Origin of the sequence: Leptospira tipperaryensis (assembly GCF_001729245.1) — a bacterium.
GTDB lineage: Bacteria > Spirochaetota > Leptospiria > Leptospirales > Leptospiraceae > Leptospira > Leptospira tipperaryensis.
Genome location: NZ_CP015217.1, coordinates 3,609,332 through 3,626,791 on the forward strand (window position 1 = coordinate 3,609,332; position 17,460 = coordinate 3,626,791).

The 17,460-nt window shown below is 42.9% G+C and carries 19 protein-coding genes; 10 read left to right on the forward strand and 9 right to left on the reverse strand.

All coding sequences use genetic code 11. The features are described 5' to 3' along the window. Positions 1–43 precede the first annotated feature (43 nt). The 5 genes from A0128_RS17005 to A0128_RS17025 are packed head-to-tail and all read right to left on the reverse strand — an operon-like array spanning position 44 to position 3,549. Positions 44–874, reverse strand: coding sequence for a helix-turn-helix domain-containing protein (locus A0128_RS17005; RefSeq protein WP_069608597.1), 831 nt, complete (start codon positions 872–874; stop codon positions 44–46). Further along, a complete protein-coding gene (locus tag A0128_RS17010; RefSeq protein ID WP_069608598.1) occupies positions 871–1,356 on the reverse strand; it encodes an acyl-CoA thioesterase in 486 nt (161 codons plus the stop codon). Before A0128_RS17010 ends, A0128_RS17005 begins: the two co-directional genes overlap by 4 nt. A 4-nt stretch (positions 1,357–1,360) precedes the next feature. Continuing rightward, positions 1,361–1,981 carry a GNAT family N-acetyltransferase gene (locus tag A0128_RS17015; protein WP_156781868.1) on the reverse strand — a complete coding sequence of 207 codons (621 nt, stop codon included), beginning with the start codon at positions 1,979–1,981 and terminating at the stop codon, positions 1,361–1,363. A gap of 50 nt (positions 1,982–2,031) precedes the next feature. After that, positions 2,032–2,673, reverse strand: coding sequence for a CBS domain-containing protein (locus tag A0128_RS17020; RefSeq protein ID WP_069608599.1), 642 nt, complete (start codon positions 2,671–2,673; stop codon positions 2,032–2,034). Continuing rightward, complete coding sequence (locus A0128_RS17025) at positions 2,674–3,549, reverse strand: J domain-containing protein (RefSeq protein WP_069608600.1); 876 nt, start codon at positions 3,547–3,549, stop codon at positions 2,674–2,676. 145 nt (positions 3,550–3,694) lie between these two features. On the opposite strand from A0128_RS17025, the gene A0128_RS17030 reads away from it, so the two are divergent. The 6 genes from A0128_RS17030 to A0128_RS17055 all read left to right on the forward strand — a co-directional run bounded on the left by A0128_RS17030 (position 3,695) and on the right by A0128_RS17055 (position 9,998). Then, positions 3,695–5,575, forward strand: coding sequence for a carbon starvation CstA family protein (locus A0128_RS17030; RefSeq protein WP_069609368.1), 1,881 nt, complete (start codon positions 3,695–3,697; stop codon positions 5,573–5,575). After that, positions 5,572–6,123, forward strand: a complete 552-nt coding sequence (locus A0128_RS17035; RefSeq protein WP_069608601.1) for an NUDIX hydrolase — start codon at positions 5,572–5,574, stop codon at positions 6,121–6,123. The genes A0128_RS17030 and A0128_RS17035 overlap by 4 nt, the downstream gene beginning before the upstream one ends. 67 nt (positions 6,124–6,190) lie before the next feature. After that, positions 6,191–7,963 carry a fibronectin-binding adhesin Lsa66 gene (gene lsa66, locus A0128_RS17040; RefSeq protein ID WP_069608602.1) on the forward strand — a complete coding sequence of 591 codons (1,773 nt, stop codon included), beginning with the start codon at positions 6,191–6,193 and terminating at the stop codon, positions 7,961–7,963. A 4-nt stretch (positions 7,964–7,967) separates the two neighbouring features. Then, the gene (locus A0128_RS17045) at positions 7,968–8,714 is read left to right on the forward strand and encodes an NRDE family protein (protein ID WP_069608603.1); all 747 of its coding nucleotides are present in this window, start codon (positions 7,968–7,970) and stop codon (positions 8,712–8,714) included. Between the two features lie 10 nt (positions 8,715–8,724). Beyond that, the gene (locus A0128_RS17050; protein ID WP_069608604.1) at positions 8,725–9,105 is read left to right on the forward strand and encodes a PilZ domain-containing protein; all 381 of its coding nucleotides are present in this window, start codon (positions 8,725–8,727) and stop codon (positions 9,103–9,105) included. 140 nt (positions 9,106–9,245) lie between these two features. Further along, a complete protein-coding gene (locus A0128_RS17055; protein ID WP_069608605.1) occupies positions 9,246–9,998 on the forward strand; it encodes a class I SAM-dependent methyltransferase in 753 nt (250 codons plus the stop codon). Positions 9,999–10,010: 12 nt separating this feature from the next. Here A0128_RS17055 and A0128_RS17060 read toward each other — a convergent pair whose 3' ends face one another. The 3 genes from A0128_RS17060 to A0128_RS17070 all read right to left on the reverse strand — a co-directional run bounded on the left by A0128_RS17060 (position 10,011) and on the right by A0128_RS17070 (position 11,524). Next, on the reverse strand, positions 10,011–10,748 hold the full coding sequence (locus A0128_RS17060; RefSeq protein WP_069608606.1) for a hypothetical protein: 738 nt from the start codon (positions 10,746–10,748) through the stop codon (positions 10,011–10,013). A gap of 81 nt (positions 10,749–10,829) precedes the next feature. Beyond that, on the reverse strand, positions 10,830–11,177 hold the full coding sequence (locus A0128_RS17065; RefSeq protein WP_069608607.1) for an LIC10260 family lipoprotein: 348 nt from the start codon (positions 11,175–11,177) through the stop codon (positions 10,830–10,832). Beyond that, on the reverse strand, positions 11,174–11,524 hold the full coding sequence (locus tag A0128_RS17070) for a hypothetical protein (protein WP_245667170.1): 351 nt from the start codon (positions 11,522–11,524) through the stop codon (positions 11,174–11,176). The genes A0128_RS17065 and A0128_RS17070 overlap by 4 nt, the downstream gene beginning before the upstream one ends. 335 nt (positions 11,525–11,859) lie before the next feature. On the opposite strand from A0128_RS17070, the gene A0128_RS17075 reads away from it, so the two are divergent. From A0128_RS17075 to A0128_RS17090, 4 genes are all read left to right on the forward strand, one after another. Continuing rightward, positions 11,860–12,669, forward strand: coding sequence for an adhesin OmpL37 family surface protein (locus tag A0128_RS17075; protein ID WP_069608608.1), 810 nt, complete (start codon positions 11,860–11,862; stop codon positions 12,667–12,669). Positions 12,670–12,900: 231 nt separating this feature from the next. Next, complete coding sequence (locus tag A0128_RS17080; protein ID WP_069608609.1) at positions 12,901–14,949, forward strand: DUF4178 domain-containing protein; 2,049 nt, start codon at positions 12,901–12,903, stop codon at positions 14,947–14,949. Between the two features lie 70 nt (positions 14,950–15,019). Continuing rightward, on the forward strand, positions 15,020–15,214 hold the full coding sequence (locus tag A0128_RS17085) for a DUF4806 domain-containing protein (RefSeq protein WP_069608610.1): 195 nt from the start codon (positions 15,020–15,022) through the stop codon (positions 15,212–15,214). A 6-nt stretch (positions 15,215–15,220) separates the two neighbouring features. Further along, positions 15,221–16,717 (forward strand): polyamine aminopropyltransferase, encoded by a 1,497-nt coding sequence (locus A0128_RS17090; RefSeq protein WP_069608611.1) that lies wholly within the window; start codon positions 15,221–15,223, stop codon positions 16,715–16,717. A gap of 210 nt (positions 16,718–16,927) precedes the next feature. Here A0128_RS17090 and A0128_RS17095 read toward each other — a convergent pair whose 3' ends face one another. Further along, complete coding sequence (locus A0128_RS17095; protein WP_069608612.1) at positions 16,928–17,368, reverse strand: GNAT family N-acetyltransferase; 441 nt, start codon at positions 17,366–17,368, stop codon at positions 16,928–16,930. Positions 17,369–17,460: the final 92 nt, after the last annotated feature.

Genomic DNA, 17,460 nt, shown 5'->3' on the forward strand with positions numbered 1-17,460 from the left:
AGATTCGAATATTTCGATCTTTGATTCTATCTTTTAAATTATACTAGAAAGAACGGGGTCTTGTATTGTAAAAAAGGGACAAAATTCGATCCCTAAGTCCATACCAAACCAAGGGAGAATAACCGGAAAGGGCGCTAAACTCTTTGGTCAAATGAGATTGATCGTAGTAGCCTGCGTCCAGAGCCAGATCGCTGAGATTTTGATTTTCCAATTTCATCCAAGCGGCGTTTTGAAAACGAACGACTCTCGCAAATTCCTTTGGATTGTATCCGATCCTTTCCTGAAACTTTCTTTTCAAAGTTTTTTTGACCAGTCCCAAATCCTGCGCTAACCTTGAGATAGGAATCTTACCATTGCTCGCGGTAATTTTTCGAATCGCTTCCGCGACGATTGATTCCGATTCTTTTTTAGAATTCAATAATTTTCTAAAGTATTCGTTTGAAAGAGATACTCGATCCTCGAAGTTACGGGCATCTCGAATTCGATTCACAAAATCGGAATATTCCTTGTTTTTAGGAACTTGCAGATCGCTCAGATGGCTCCGAACTTCCTTTCCCGGAATTTTAAAAAATTCGTAAAAGGATCCTGGAAACATTCTTATATTAAAAAATCCTACTTTTCCTTTGGGAGAAATTCGAAAAGGAGAGAGATGATTTCCAATGATATGTCCTTGGGAAGAATTCCATTCTTCCTTTCCATTTTGAACGGTCCCGATCAAAATCGGATCTCGATAGGATATATGAAGTTCGTTCTCGACGGACGGAAATATTTTCGGAAATTCAAACTGCGTCGAGGTAGAATCCGATTCCCAACCCCAATAACATCCGATCCAAGGAGCTAAGACCGGATCACATTTTGAAAATAGAATCTTCATTTGGAATCTCTGATTTTTTTTACCAACTCCCGATTGGATTCCTGTCTTAAAACCGCATTCTTAAATCTTCTTGTTTCCGCTTCGGTTTCCGGTTTGATCTGCGGAACGGGACAGGGTTTTTTCGTTTCGTCTAACGCGACAAAGGTGAGGTAAGCGGTGGTCGCCCTTACGACGGTTCCCGTATAAGGATTTTCCTTGGAAACCTGAACCCCGACTTCCATCGAAGTTCTTCCGGTATAATTGACGCTCGCTTTTAAGATTACGTGATCTCCTACTTCGATCGGAGCTATAAAATTGAGCCGATCTACACTTGCGGTCACTGCTTCTTTTCCGCAGTGTCTTTGAGCGACCATGGCCGCGATCATATCGATCCAATACATGAGAGTTCCGCCGAACAAGGTTCCGTAGTGATTGGCCTGATCCGGCATAACGATATGTCTAGTCTCAACGGAACTCTGACTGGGTGTTTTTAAATTTTCCATTCGATTATCTTAATATACTTCTTTCCACTTCCATGTAGAAATGATCCGGCACCTTTCCGACCGGTCCGCCGAAACTTCTTGCGTCCACAGTTTGAAAACCCAATCCTTTGTAGAGTTGAATCGCCGCTTCGTTCTTTTGCGAAACGTCCAAGGAAAGAGTTTTGAATTCGGGGAATGTCTTCGCCATAAATCGAATCAGTTCCTTTCCGATTCCTTTTCCTCTGTGTTTTTCAGAGACGGCAATATGTCCCAAATAAAGTCTTCCGGATTTCGGGGGACGTATCATTCCCTCGGTCACGAGCCCTCGCCCCATCACCTTCGGAGCGGAGAAACCGTAGACTGAAACGATTCTCAGGGCCGTTCCTCCGTTTAGCAGAAGAAACGAAGGTTGTCGATAACTCATGATCGCGCCTACTACTTCCCCGTTTAACTCGGCCACAAAATGATTTTTATAAGAGATCGTGTTTCCACGTTTGATAAACGAAGTGCTCAGAAAATCAGAAGGTGTTTTAGATCCTTGAGTAAAAACGTAATCCCAAGCGGCCGGACCGGAAGAATAGATCAAGGGAACGATTGCGTCCACGTCTCTGGGTTCCGCTAAACGAATGATGATAGATGAGTTCAATGTTTTTCCTCGTTTGTTTTCGCTCAAAGCTAAAAGAATTCGTTCCCGACTCAAGCGAGAAATTCCCTTTCGTTGACTTTGAGAATCGCGCGGAGCACGTCGCTTCGAGTGATCATTCCGATGATCTGGGCCTGTTCGTTGACAACCGGAAGACAACCGATTCTTTCCTCGAAAAGGACTTTCGAAATTTCTCCGATTCCTGCGTACATCTGAACCGAGAGAACTTTTGTTTTCATAATGTCGCCTATCGTTTTTGCTAATCCGACTTCTTTTTCTTTAGTCAATTGCCATCGCATCCAATCCCGATCCGAAAGAATTCCGCATAACGTAGATTCGTCTTTGATCACGGGAACGTGTCGAAATCGTTTTTGAAAAAAGATTTCTTCCGCTTTTTCGATCGGATCGTTTTCTTCAAAGCTGACGACGGGAGAAGTCATCAAATCTCGCGCGGTCAGGGAAGACAAAAAGTCCCCTTGTCTGGATTTCACGTCTCCCAGAGAAGAATTGGCTTTGTATTCGGAACTCGCTCCTTCGGAAAAACCTTTGGAAACATTCTCTCTCAACGACTTGTCTTCGGTTTCTATTTTTTTAGAAGAAGACGAAGGAGGAATCGCGTGCAAGGGGTGAACGATTTCGAGTCGTGCGGGAGGAATGTAAGGCTCCGGAACGCCGCGAGAAATCCAAAAGAACAACTAACTCATCCTCATGATCAAAAAATTATAGGAAGCGATGATTCTCTGAGTCATTTCCAATCCGTCCTTGTTGATGTCCGGATGATACTTCTTGATCAACTCTTTGAATCTTTTTTTCAATTCTTCCAAAGTGCAAGGCGCATCGAAACCGAGAACGTCGAGATGTCTTTGTGTTTCCGGATCCATCTCTTGAAACACGGATACGGGTTTTTTCTTTTTCGGCTTTTTGCGAAACGCTCCGAACAACTCATAATAAGCTCGGTCTCTGTATTCTCTTGTGATTTCCCGAAGATGAAACAGTTTTGTGTTGAGAATGGAAAAGATATGATTTTTTAAAAAGACATCGGCTCCGTAATCGTTTTGAATCGATTTCGATTCCATAAAGTCGGAGATTCCGTTTACGACGATTCTTTCAAAGTTAAACTTATCGTCAAAGTAGGAATCGAACGCATCGTCAAAGTCGATCGTAGCGGAAGACAAAAGCAAAAGTAATTCTTTATCCAGTTCGTGTCTTTCCAATCGATTCTGGATATTTTCCTTTAGATTGATTTGAAGTTCAGCAAGATGATTGTCGTCGAAGTATATTCCACTTTTTGCAAATTCGTCTCCGATCCCTTCTATCTTAAGAATTTTGGAAAGCAATTGTATGAGAGAGTCCGCCTGCGTCTCGTTAAACCCGGACGCAGCTCTGGAGGAAAAATGAACTTCGTTTCGAAGGTCGTAAAAAATTCTATAATAATCTTCCTTACGAATATTCAACGCAGAGATGATTTTTTCAACGGAGATATACCACTCGCAGTTCGTACATCCGGATTGGATGTCGAAAATAATATCCTCTAAGGAGGAACGAATCTGTTCAAAACTTCGAGTTTGCATTCTCTTCTACCTCCAGATTTTCAACCCTATTAAATACGTTCATCAATTCTTTTTCAGAATCTTCTATAAGAATCCGAAACGGAATTCTTCCTCAGCCCAGAAAAAAGGTTTGCTCGGATCCTTTCTTAACCCCATCCATCCTAATATGCTTCCACTCATCGCAGTCCTCGGTTGTTTCCTTGTCTATTTCCTCGGATATAAATTTTATTCGGGTTATATCTCCCGATCGATCTTCGAATTGAAGGACAATACGACAGACACCCCGGCCCACAAGTTTAACGATGGGGTAGACTACCTTCCCACAAAACCGATCGTCTTATTCGGCCACCACTACGCATCCATTGCGGGATTGGCTCCTATCCTTGGACCTGCGGTCGCCGTAATTTGGGGTTGGCTTCCCGCCATGATTTGGGTCGTATTTGGAAGTATTTTTGTGGGTTGTGTCCACGACTTCGGAGCTTTGGTCGTCTCCGTTCGCAATCAGGGCAAGAGCATCGGCCAAGTTGCAGAAGATCTTCTCGGTCATCGCGCGCGAAGTTTGTTTCACGCGATCATTTTCTTTTTAGTCGCACTCGCGATGGGAGTATTTGTTCTTGTTCTTGCGGAAATGTTTTCTGCAGATCCGAAAAAGATTCCGACTTCCAATCCTACTGCAATCACTGAAATCGCAAAGGTTCCGCCTAACGTGGTTACGGATTCTAAAAATCCGACTAAGGAAGCTCACGATCATCCCGGAGAAATTCGGACCGAAGAAAAACCTTCGATTCGTTTGAGAAGTCATTTCCCGGAAGCGGTGATTCCTTCCGCGGCCATCATGATTCTTGCGATCATCGTAGGTTATCTACATTACAAAAAAGGAATGAGCCTGACTCCCCTTACCATCGTAAGCGTTCTCGCCACCTTGGCGTCGATGGTTTTGGGAATGGAGAATTCAGTTCTTCAATGGACCGGACTCGATTCCGTGGATACTTCCCCTTCTACGGGAAGTTGGAAATACATCCTGTTGTTCTACGCGTTCTTAGCGTCCGTGACTCCGATCTGGCTCCTCTTACAAAGTCGCGACTACATCAATTCTTTCTTGTTGTATCTCGGAATCATTCTGATCTATGTGGGTTTTTTTGCGGGTGCGGTCTTTCAGAATTTTTCTTCGTTTAACGCGGAAGCAATCCGAACGGATTCGATCGGATTGGATTTGATTCCCTTTGTTTTTATCACGATCGCCTGCGGAGCCGTTTCCGGTTTTCACGCGTTAGTCAGCTCGGGGACTACAGCAAAACAATTGGACAGAGAAGTGGACGCGAGAGCCATCGGTTACGGAGGAATGATCGGCGAATCGTTGTTAGGTCTTTCCGCGGTCATCGCCTGCACGATCGGATTTAGCTCCGCGACGGAATGGTCCGGATTCTATCGTTCCTGGTCCGGAATTCAAGGATTGGCCCCGCAGGTCGGCGCTTATATTTATGGAACCGGAAGATTTTTAGCCCAGATCGGAATTCCGGAAGCCTTTGGTCAGGGTTTTATCGCGCTCATCGTGATCAGCTTCGCTCTGACGTCTTTAGATTCCGCCACAAGACTTCTTCGTTACAACATCGAAGAAATCGCCGAATCGACTCGTATCGTGTGGATTCAAAAGATCGTAGGTAATCGTTACGTTTCCAGCCTCATCGCTTGTGCTGCCATCGGTCTGTTTGCATTTATGGAGATAGAACAAGACGGAAAGAAAAAGCCGGCCGGACTTGCGTTGTGGAAACTTTTCGGAACCACGAACCAACTTTTGGCGGGACTCGCACTTCTGGTTGTAACCGTCTTCCTCCTCAAATCGAAGAAAAGAATCAAAGTGGCTTTTATTCCTATGTTGTTTGTTTTAACGGTGACTCTTTGGGCGATGATTCGAAACTTTTTCGATTTTTTACTCGGACCTTCTCCGAACATTCTTCTCGCCGGAGTCGGCGGAACCTTGATCGTACTCACGGTTTGGCTTTTGATAGAAGCCGGTCTTACTTGGAATCGCATTAGAAAAGTATGAAATACTGTAGTTCTTGCGGATCGCCCGTTTCACAAAAGATTCCCGAGGGAGACAACCGACCTCGACATATCTGCGACAACTGCGGAACGATCCACTACCAAAATCCGAAGGTCGTAGTGGGAAGTATTCCGATCTGGGAAGAAAAAATTCTTCTCTGCAAACGTGCGATCGAACCTCGAAAGGGATACTGGACTCTTCCCGCAGGTTTTCTGGAGAATCGGGAAACCGTGGAAGAAGGAGCGATCCGGGAAACCAGCGAAGAGGCGAACGCTCAGATCAACATTCTCGGACTTCAGTGTATCTACAGCATTCCTCAAATCAGCCAGATCTATATGTTCTTTTTAGCCGATCTCGTGGACGGAAAATTCTCCGAAAGCTCCGAGTCCGAAGAAGTAAAACTCTTTTCCACGAGTGAAATCCCTTGGGAAGAACTCGCTTTCAATTCGGTTTATTACGCTCTCAGACAATACGTGGATTCTCCGGTGAAAAGTTCCTTTCATTTGGGGAGCGCTCGAAAAAGAAACCGTCCCCCTTCGAAAGAATCCTGATTTTACGTTGTGCTCCGTTCTTAAAAAAAACATAGGAAAAAAAACGTACCAAATTAGAATGTACTGCATGCGGAACCGGATTCTTTCTATTGCAGCTTCCTTCTTATTTTTTTCATATTCTCTAAACGCCGATACTTTTATCAAAACGAGTTCCGAGTCTTTCTCGCCGAATTGGGACGGAAGAAATGATATCGTAGAATTTAAAATTTCCAAATCCGCGCTTCCCCGTTTGTTTGATTGGGAATTGGTCGTCAAGAACGCCGGGGACGATATCGTAAAAACGTTTCGAGCAGATCATCGAAGAAAAAAAGGATTTTCTCTTTTCCCATTTTTACAAGACGAGAACAAACTTTCTCCGCTTGAGATTACGATTCCCGAATCCATTCTTTGGAGCGGAGAAGACTCGAAAGGTTTTTTATTACCGGATGGAGAATACAAATACAGGTTGAGATTGCTGACGGAGAATAAGGAAAATCTTTTGTCCGAAGAGAAATCGATCCTCCTCGATTCTCATCCTCCGAGTTCCGAACTCAGCGCAAAAACAAGAGTCCTTTTTTTAGCGGGAGAACGTTCGACTTCCAGAATCAATATCTCACAAAAAGTTTTCGGAGAATTCGGAGACAACTTCACCGGAGAATTTTTGGATACCGAAGGGAAGGTGATAAAATCTTATACTTGGAAATTCAAAGACGTTCCTTCCAACTTGAGCTGGGATGGGACCGACTTTTCCAGTAAACAACTTCAGAGCGGACTCTATTCGTATCGATTGATCGGATTTGATAAAGGAAGAAACGAATCCGTAACTTTGTTAAACGACTTAACGATTCGTAACGAGACGGGCGGAGTCGATTTGTATTCCGATTCCAAATTGTATTCCTATCTTCCGGGAAGTTTAAAGAGCTCGGTACGATTTCATTCTTTTATTTCACCCAAGATCAAATCCGATTCTTATGAGATAGAAATTTTTCAGAAGAATGGAAACGAGGAAAAGAGCGTGTATCGTTTTCGTGATACGGGGGAACCTTCTTCGGAATGGAGATGGGATCTTAGAAACCAAAGCGGCGACCTGGTTCCTTCAGGCGTTTTCTATTACAGGCTTACGATTCACAGTCGATACGAACGTTATCAATCCTTTCCTTCTTTTTTTCAGATCACAAAAGATTCTTTCGATCTATCTCTTTCAGTTTCTCCGAAAGAATTTACTCCGGACAACGACGGCAAAAACGATCTCTTAAAAGTTTTTCTTTCCACTGACGGCGTCGCACTTCAATCCTGGGAAATCACGTTATACGAAACACCACCTTATACAGATTTTAAGAGAAAGGTCAAAACCTGGTCGGGGAACGGCGCTCCTGCGGAAGAAATTCCCTGGGAAGGTCTGGACGAAACCGGGGTGAGAGTCGGTTCGTTAAGCGACTTCTATTTCGAATGGAAATTTACCGACGTATTGGGAAGAGAATCCGGCGGAAAGGGGGCAGAATTTAAAACCGGAATTCTGGTATTGGAAGAGGATAACTCTCTTCGAATTTCGATTCCGGAATCCCAGGTGGAAGCGAGATGGTGGAGTCTCCCCGGAAAAATCCGTTCTTTGTTAAACGAATTCCCAGGATACAAAATCGAAGTACAGTCTCATTCTTCCCATCAAGGAGACGAAGAAGTAAATCAGATAACGACGGAAGAACGAGCCAAGACCGCTTTTGAATATTTCTTTTCCAAGTCCGTTCCTTTCGGAAGAATCCGGTTTCGAGGTTACGGTGAAACTCTTCCCTTGATTCCGGGTTCCGGAAAATACGAAGCCGACAAAAATCAGAGAATCGATTTTTATCTTTCACCTCAATAACGTTATGTGCACTGCGATCATCTATAGAAATCGGGAAACAAAGACTTTCGGTTTGGGTTTTAATCGGGACGAATCCGTAAAAAGAAAACCCTCTACTCTTCCTCAAAAAATAGGAAACGGTCCGGTTTACGCGATATCTCCTCTCGACGGAGACTATGGAGGAACTTGGATCGGAGTCAATTCCTCTCAGGAGATTTTTTGTCTTCTGAATTTTTACGAAGCGACTCTGAAACTTCTCAGAAATCCGACCAGCCGAGGACTGCTAGTTCGTTCGTGTTTGTTAAGCGAAGTCAATCCCGACAAATTAAAAGAGGAAGATCTCGTTAACTTTTACCCGTTCAAATTGGTAAGAATCACACTCGAAAAAACTGACGTTTTTGTCTGGGACGGAAAAGATTTTACCGTAACTACAAACGAAGAATCGTTTCAAATCATGGGGAGTTCTTTTACACAAGGACCGAAAGCTCAGGTTTCAAGAGAAGCTGTATTCAAAGAACACTTCCTTCCTAAAACTCCTCCAAACTCCGAAGAATTTTTACTCTTATCAAAAAACTTTCTGACTTCGCATATTCCCGAAAAAGGGGCCCTTTCTGCGTGTATGCACAGAAGAGACGCTCACACCGTTTCAAAAACCGAAGTCGTATTAACGGAGAAATTGTTGACGATGACGTACCAGGATGGACAACCTTGTGAATCACCGGATCCGACGGTTCTTAATTTGACTTTGACGGATTTTTCGGTATTAGGATAATTGAACTTATATGGCCGGCACGAAGTCTTTATTCGACGATTCTTTTGAATACAGAGATCCAGCTATTCAAAAGAGAAAGAATGCCCGCGTTAAAATCACTTTGGACGCGGAGATGACGATCAAAGGAAAAACGGAGCGACATCCCGTTACGATTCTCGATATAGGAACCGGCGGCGTGGCTCTCGATTCAAGAATGACCATGTTTGAAGGGGATCGAATTCACCTTCACGCAAAAATCAACGGAAAGGATATGACTCTCGAAGCCGAGATCATTCGTTCTTCCGGGAAAAAAGCAAACAGCATTTTCGTAAACATCGCAGACGATCATAAAAACGAAATCCAAGAACTCATTCATAAGAAGTTTTTTGAGAAAGAAAAAAAGCTAATTTAAAATCTTAGTTTTTTGCGACTTAAAGTCAGCGTTCTTTTTTTGGTCGGCTCTTCTTTTTTTAAAACGAGATAAATTCAATTCTTAGAATATTCTATTTTTAGATTGATTCCTTTTCGTTTATAAGACAAGATCGAAGTCTCATGAAACCAAAATCAAAAGCCCCAAAAAAGAAAACAAAGACGGCTTCTCGCGCCCGAAAAGAAAAAATTCCGAACTACGCCATTCTACCTCAAAGCTCCCCCGCACTTGAAAAAGAATCTTTTTATGCGAGAATGTTCGCGCGCTTTTACGATCGTTTTATGCATAGAATCGAAAAAACCGTTCTTTTTCGAAAACGAAAACATCTCATACAACCCTTACAAGGAAGAATTCTTGAAATCGGAAGCGGCACCGGAATCAACTTTCCTTTTTATTCTTCCAAAGCCGAAGTCATCGCAATCGAACCTTCCGCGTCTATGATGGAAAAAGCAAAAGATAGAATTCGTTCATTGGAAACTCAGTTCGATTTGAAACCACGTCCAAAAATTCGGATGGAAATTCTTGGTCTGGGCAATCCGGAATTGGAATCCTTGATTCCACCTAACAGTATGGATGCGATTATTTTTACTCTCGTTCTATGCACGGTTCCGGATCCGGTCTATGCAATTCGTTTCGCAAAGTCACGATTGAAACGTGGTGGAAAAATTCTGATTTTGGAACACGTAAAAGCGACTTCGAAGGTCGGACAAATTTTACAAAACCTTCTCAATCCATTCTGGAATCATTTTGCACAAGGTTGCAATCTCAACAGAGATCCCGCTTCTATCTTAAAGGCAGAAGGTTTTCAACCAATCGAAGAATTTCGTTTTAAAAAAACCTTACCCTTTTATCAGGCGATCTACAAACTCAAATGAAACGTTCGTCTTTTACTTCCTTTTGGCTTTCTTAGATTTAGATTTTTTCTTTTCCGGAAACGGTTTTCTTAAAAAGAATCCGTTCGATTCTTTCACAATCTCCATCAATCGAGAAAGAACTTCCTGATCAAACCCGTTGATCCAATACAGATTTTCAAAATTCATCGTAAAATAATAAGTATTGTCTTGTTCGAAGTTTTCTACAGGAAAAAGATATGCGAAGTAGGGAAAGTAATCAACAAACGAATCCCAGTCGTCGATTTTTACTTTCTCCATTTTTATTAATTCTAAAACCGATTCCCTAATTCTCCAATCCGGAATTTCAAGAGGACCGTTGGCATTCCCAAACGGATCGCTCTTATGTTCGTTAACAATGACCCAAAGGCCGATTACGATCGAAGCAAACACGACTAACTTGATCAAGCTGATTGAAAGATCGTTTGTAATTCCTAAACTCTGATAAAGCAGAAGAAAACTTTCCGATAAGAGTATAACTCCGATTTTTACGGTTTTTCTTTTGTAGGTTACGCGATATTTCTCTTTTTCCGAAACAAACCCGAACGACTCTAAAAGATCGAATGGAATTCGTAAACCTTTGTTTTCGGAAGGCGAAGTAGACAGGAGAATTCCACGATTGATACTTTCGTTCTTTGAATAAAGAATCGTAAACAACCCCACACAGAACGATATCACGAGCAAAACAAATAAAACGAGATCGTATTGATTCGAATCGAACTCCACTTCTACCACCCGAGAATCTGCCGATTCTTCTCATTAGAATCAACAAACGGCTCGTTACTTTTTGAATAGAATTAGAATTCGATAAACTTCCTAGTTTTCTTTGCGATCACCTTCTACGATTACATTGTATTTCGCAAAACATACAAACGGAATCAAAGGTAAAACACAAACGGGAAATTTCATTTCGATATCCACATTTTTCAAGATAGAATTGGAAGTTTCCGATTCCACTTCTTTCAAATAAGAATTTAATCCAATTGGGAAAAGGCCGCCAAAACCGATTCTATATTTTGCAAATTCAATCGGCTGGGAGAGAACGGTTTTCATTTTAGGAGTCGGTCTTTCTACGGAGACGTATGCGACTTTTCTATGAGCTTGAGAACAGCTCAAAATCGAAACACAAAGCGCGCACAAAAAGAATTTTAAAACTAGTTTCATTTTTGATCTTCCTTTGGAATCGTATTGCTGTTCATCGCAAATCCTTTAACAAGAATACAGTGCATCGGAGCAAATGGTCCCGTTGTGTGCGTGACCTCCGCTTCTATAATCGTATCGTAATCCGTATTTGCGACCGCATTTTTAAAAGCTCCTGCAAGACTGTATGAGAATCCACAGTCCTTGCCTTCTTTTTTTTCTCCCGCAAGACTTTGTATATTTTCAGGAATCCTTTTTCCATCTAAGTTTTCATAAGACAAAAGATAGATTTTCTGCGTGGTGGAGCAAAACGTAAAAAACAAAACACAAACCAAAATCGATACCAAAGAGCACATTCGAATTAAAAACATATCCTTCCTCATTGTATAAAATTAAGTATTTTGAATGTATTTTCATTTGGCCGGAAATACAAACTCATTCTTAAAAAGGAAAAGCTCACTTCGTTTTTATTTTCTTGCGCTCCGACTGAATTCCTCTTCCATTTCGAGTTTCAATTTATATTAGAAGATAACCTGAAGTGAAATTTAGGATTGATTTCAAAAGGAGGAAAATTTCTTGATAAGAGCCTTCGAAAGAATCGGCTCAGGTTGTAAATTCAGTAGCGGACATAAGTCTCTAAAACTGGAACCGTCTATTATTTCAGTCCGGATTGAATTTCAGGCTTCGATTTCCCGAAACTAGTTGTATGAAGTTCGCTTTGGGAATCGGAATCGCTCTTATACTCTGGATCCCCGTTTCCATATCCGCGGACCTTGCGAGCAACGGTGCTACTCATTTGGTCCGTGTTGAAAAGGGACTCAAGGTAAACGAGTTCCTCATCAAATCGATGAACAGCTCGATTTCGAACATCGGCTCCGAAACGGACAAAGCCCTCTACAAAAGAATCATTCAACACCACGTAGAAACAAACCAACTCTACTTTCAATTTGATCTGGAAAGATCCTACGCAGAACTCAAACGAACTCAAGATCTACTCGTAATTTTGTATTCGAGCGTGATCGAATCGAGTAAGAAAACGATTCGAGGAGAACTGGCATCCCTCGGTTACCAAGCCGTCCGTGGTACGGAACCTCGACCGAAAAAACACCTCGAACTCGGTTATCGGGAATTGGCCGCCGCCGAACAAAAAAAACTGATCGCAGACAACACAAGACCGTATCTCCAACCGATCAAATTAGAACTACTTTACGAATCTCTAAAACTTCTCAAACAATCCAGAAAGTATGTGATCCTACTTTCGATGGAATATCTTTCCGATTTTCCCGCGGATCCGGAAAGCGAAGACTTTATTGGAATCCTAAACGAGATCAACAGAGCGATGTTTACTCGAAAAGACGAGTTTGCAAGAATCCACTTTGACAATCATTTCCACGCGTATTCGGGTGAGAATCTCTACGATACTTACTGGCAAGATCCCGCCTTAGAAGAATTGGAAAAACCTCTCGGCGAAGTAGACGCAGCCTATCTCCGCGATCGTCGTAAAGCAAAACGTTAATCGACTACGCGCGAGGGATCGACGCGGTATCAACAAATTGGCTCTTCCCGCAGAGAATTCTTTCGGAGTAATTTTTCAATTTGTTGATAAGAGCCGAGAGCCCGGTGGGCGTCTTGGAAAGAAAATTCCTCGTCTCGAAACGGATTCGCCCACGCGCCAAACTCTTTTTTTCAATTGATTTTCTAGAAATTCAGGTGACAGGGAATTCTTGTCTAGATACAACCTATCCTTGTGTTAGAACTGAGTTGTCCGAACTGCGGCGCGCCCGTCCCCTTTCAAAGCAAGGCTTCGATTTACGGAGTCTGTCCGAATTGTAAGACTCTAACCGTTCAAAAGAACCAATCCCTTGAGAGTCTCGGCAAGGTCGGGGAACTCGTCCCGGACCTTTCTCCGATTCAAGTAGGAACCTCCGGTAAAACGAAAGACGGTATTCAATTTCAAGTCGTAGGAAGGATTCAGCAACAATACAGCCTTGGAACCTGGAACGAATGGCACGCGATCTCTCAAGACGGTAAGTCGATCTGGCTCGCCGAAGCGCAGGGTCAGTTCATGATCACTCAACTTCGACCGACTTCTCAGAACGAAGTTTTTCCAGAACACGATGCGATCCGAGATTTAGAAACTCCTCCCGACGTTTATTTTATCACTTCCAAAACTTCCAAACAACTCCTAAGGGCCGGTGATACTCTCAAACTCGATAACGACCTCTGGATGATCCGAGAAATCGGTCTCGCTACCTGCGTCGGCGGCGAAGGAGAACTTCCCGTCGGCTTCGAGTCCGGAACCACTTCCGTTCTTTTGGATCTTGCAAACGACCAGGGCTGGTTTGCTACATTAGATTATTCTCATACTCCTCCGCTCTACTTCCGAGGAATGATTTATAACTTCGATCAGATCGAATTTATAAACCTCCGTGATCCGAAAACTTTCCAAGGTTTTCAAAAAATAGAAGAAGCAAAGGCGATCCAGTGTCTCGGCTGCGGGGCGTCTTTGAGTCAAAGAAGTCCTGACTTCTCCAAATCCGTCGCCTGCGAATACTGCGGAACCGTGATGGATACGAGCCAGGACAAGTTGAAAATTCTTTCTAAGTTTCAAGAAGTGATCAAAGATAGAATTTTTCTTCCTCCCGGAACCAAGCTCACTCTCAAAGGAAAAGAATGCGAAGTTTTGGGCGTGGTTAAAAAATCGGTTCACGCTGACGGACAAATCTTTCCTTGGACGGAATATCTTCTTCATTTTACCGGCGGCTACTATTGGTTAAACGAAACCAGCGGACATTGGACCGTCTTCGAACCGGTTCCTTTTATTCCGAGAACGGTTATCGGAACCTATCCTCCTAAAAAGACATTTCAAAAAGAAGAATATAGACTTTTCAATTCTTCGAACGCCGGAACCGACTTTGCATACGGGGAATTCTATTACAAGATTCACGCCGGAGATACAGCGGAACTCGCCGACTTTATCGCTCCGCCGAAAATGCTTTCTTCCGAAAAAACTCAGAACGAACTCTTTTGGTCCATCGGAGAATACGTTCCCGTGGAAGAGCTCAAAAAGTCGATCCAGGGCGACCTGGAACTTCCGGAGCCGGAAGGAATCGGTACGGCTCAGCCAAACCCTTATACTAAATTAAGAAAACGGAATGTACGAATCGCGGTTTGGCTCTCGGCGATCATGCTCGTGATTCAGATCGGATTTTGTCTCAATTCTCAAGACAAGGAAGTTTTTGCAAAAGAATATCCGTATGTTCGAGAACCGGCTCCGGGCGGAACCACGGATCCTTCCTTTGTCACCGAGAGTTTTCAGTTTGAAGGAAACGGAAGACAAAACGTTCAGATCAAAGTGAACGTTCCCGATCTTTCCAATCACTACATCTACTATTCTTTGGCTCTGATCAACACTCAGACCGATATCGCTTATGATACCGGTTTGGAAGTAAGCTACTACGAAGGTGTGGACGACGGGGAACGCTGGACCGAAGGAGATAAATCCGCGGACATCATCATCGGAGAAGTTCCACCGGGAGAATACTATCTCCGCGTGGAATCGGAATCCGATTTTCCAAGAGGAACGGGAACGACCGCACATTTTACGATTCGAAGAGACGTGGATCAATCGTATTACTATCTTCTTTTCTTGTTGGGAATCTGGTTACCCGTTCCCTATTCTATGTTTCGAAGTTTTTCCTTCGAGGCTTCGAGAAATGAGAATAGCGATTTTGCAACCGGAAGTTCGGACGATTCCGATGACGATGATTCTTCCTATTCCTCCAGCGATGATTGAAAATCAGAAAGATGATGAGAGAAGAATCGTTTTTCAATTCGAAACTTTATAGATTCAAAGGACAGATCTTATGAAATATTTAAAACCTCTTTTGTATCCCCTCTACGCGTTAGGACTTACGGGTTATCTGACATATACAAATATGTTCGGAGGCGGTTCGAGCAACGTAGATGAGATCGAGAACGTCCCAAAGACCGTGAGAGAAAATCCCGGAGTTTACAGAGCTCATTATACAAACTTTATGAGATATTCCGGAGGAAAGTAAGACCGTTTGCAAACAGCTCTTTATATTTCCGTTCTCATCATTTCTTCCTGCGGCCTCGTCTACGAACTCTTAGCCGGAACCATCGCTTCCTATCTTCTTGGAGAAACCGTCACTCAGTTTTCATTGATCATCGGAACTTATCTCTTTTCGATGGGAGTAGGTTCTTGGTTGTCCAAATACGTCGAAAAGGATTTGATCCCTAAGTTTTTGGAAATCGAACTCGCGATCGGACTCGTGGGAGGTTTTAGCGCGGCGATTCTTTACTTGAGTTTCGGACAGATCCGATTTTTTCAAATCCCTCTATTCTTGCTCGTAATCCTCGTAGGAATTTTAGTGGGTCTTGAAATTCCAGTTCTCTTAAGAATCTTAAAAAAAGAACTTCAGTTTAAAGAACTCGTATCACGCGTTTTGAGTTTGGATTACGTAGGAGCGTTACTCGCTTCGATTCTATTTCCCATTTTTTTTGCGCCGAAACTCGGGCTAATACGAACCAGTTTTCTATTCGGAATCTTGAATGCGGGAGTCGCGCTCTGGGGAACCTGGGCCTTACCTCTCAAACATTCTCGAATGATATTGCTCCGAGCACAATCCGTGATCGTTCTTACTCTATTGATTCTCGGTTTTTCGTTTTCGGATCTCATCACATACTATAGCGAGGAAACTCTCTATACGGACGAAATCATTCTATCAAAACAATCTCAGTTTCAGAGAATCATCGTTACAAGATGGAAAAATGAAATACGACTTTTTTTAAACGGACATCTTCAATTCTCCTCAAGAGACGAATATAGATATCACGAGACTTTGGTTCATCCTGCGATCTTAGCGCATCCCGCTCCCAAAAAAGTTTTGGTGTTAGGCGGAGGAGACGGACTGGCGGTAAGAGAAATTCTCAAACACGAAACAGTAGAATCGGTTACGTTAGTCGATTTGGATCCTGCGGTAACGGGCCTTTTTACCGATCACACGGTGTTAAAAGAACTCAACGAAGGAAGTTTAAAAAATTCTAAAGTAAAGGTGATCAACACGGATGCGTTCGTATGGTTGGAAGAATCCGATCAGACCTTTGACGTTGTGATCATAGACTTTCCGGATCCGAGCAATTTCTCATTGGGAAAACTTTATACCACCGCATTCTTTCACGTTCTCAAAAGAAGAATGAACGAAACTTCAGTCTTGGAAATCCAATCCACATCTCCATTGTTCGCCCGCTCTTCCTATTGGTGTATAGAAAAGACGATTGCATCCTTGGGTTTTCAGACTCTACCCTTACACGTCTACGTTCCTTCTTTTGGAGAATGGGGATTTGTTCTCGCGGGACAAAGACCGATTCGATTCCAAGAAAAGTTTCCGAAAGATCTTAGATTTTTAAATTCGGAAGAACTCAAGTCGATTCAAATCTTTCCTTCGGATATGTCCAAAATTCCGGTGGAGATCAATCGATTGGACAACCAAGCCCTCGTGAGATATTACGATCGGGAATGGAATCGAATCTTAGACTAAGAAACTCGCACCGGATCAATTCGGGCGGCTCCTGAAGTTTTTTCTTAGGAGCAAGATCGATCGTAATTTCAGGACCGAGCTCTCAGCTCCTGTCAATAAATTGAATCCTTCTTTTAGAAGATTTTTTTTCGAAAAGCAATTTATTGACACCGCCTCGATCTCTGCCGCGGGGACCATCGTCGAGATCGAAGCGAGAAACAGAAAGTTAAGTCATCTGCGTGACCATTGCCAAATCTTGCCGTCCTCGGGGTGAATAGACTCACCCGTCTTCTCAAAATTCAGGCGTTCGAGTATGCGTGTGGATGCATTGTTTTCCGGCAAAGTCTGCGCCATAACGATCACCTGAGGGAATGCTAAACGAGCCTGAGCAACCAAGAACGCTGCAAAGAAAGTACCTAACCCCTTTCCCTCGTATTCCGGAAAAACGAAGTAGGCTATCTCCACTTGACCTTCCTGTGGGGGTGATTTGAAGGCACAAGTACCAAGTACATCGTTTCCTTGCACATACAGATACGCAATCCATGGCTCTAAGGGCAACTGCTCGCTTGCATTATACATTTGTAGTACACTTGCGACAACGTCTTCAACGATGACATTTTTTTCGAGCTCAAGCAGTTCGCTTGAATCAGATTTTATAGGGATGAATTTCATTGATATACTCCTTAATTTTTCATTTTACTTTACTCCAATGGAATGAGGTGAACATAGGCAGCTCCTGAATTTTTTTCGATCCGAATCATTGT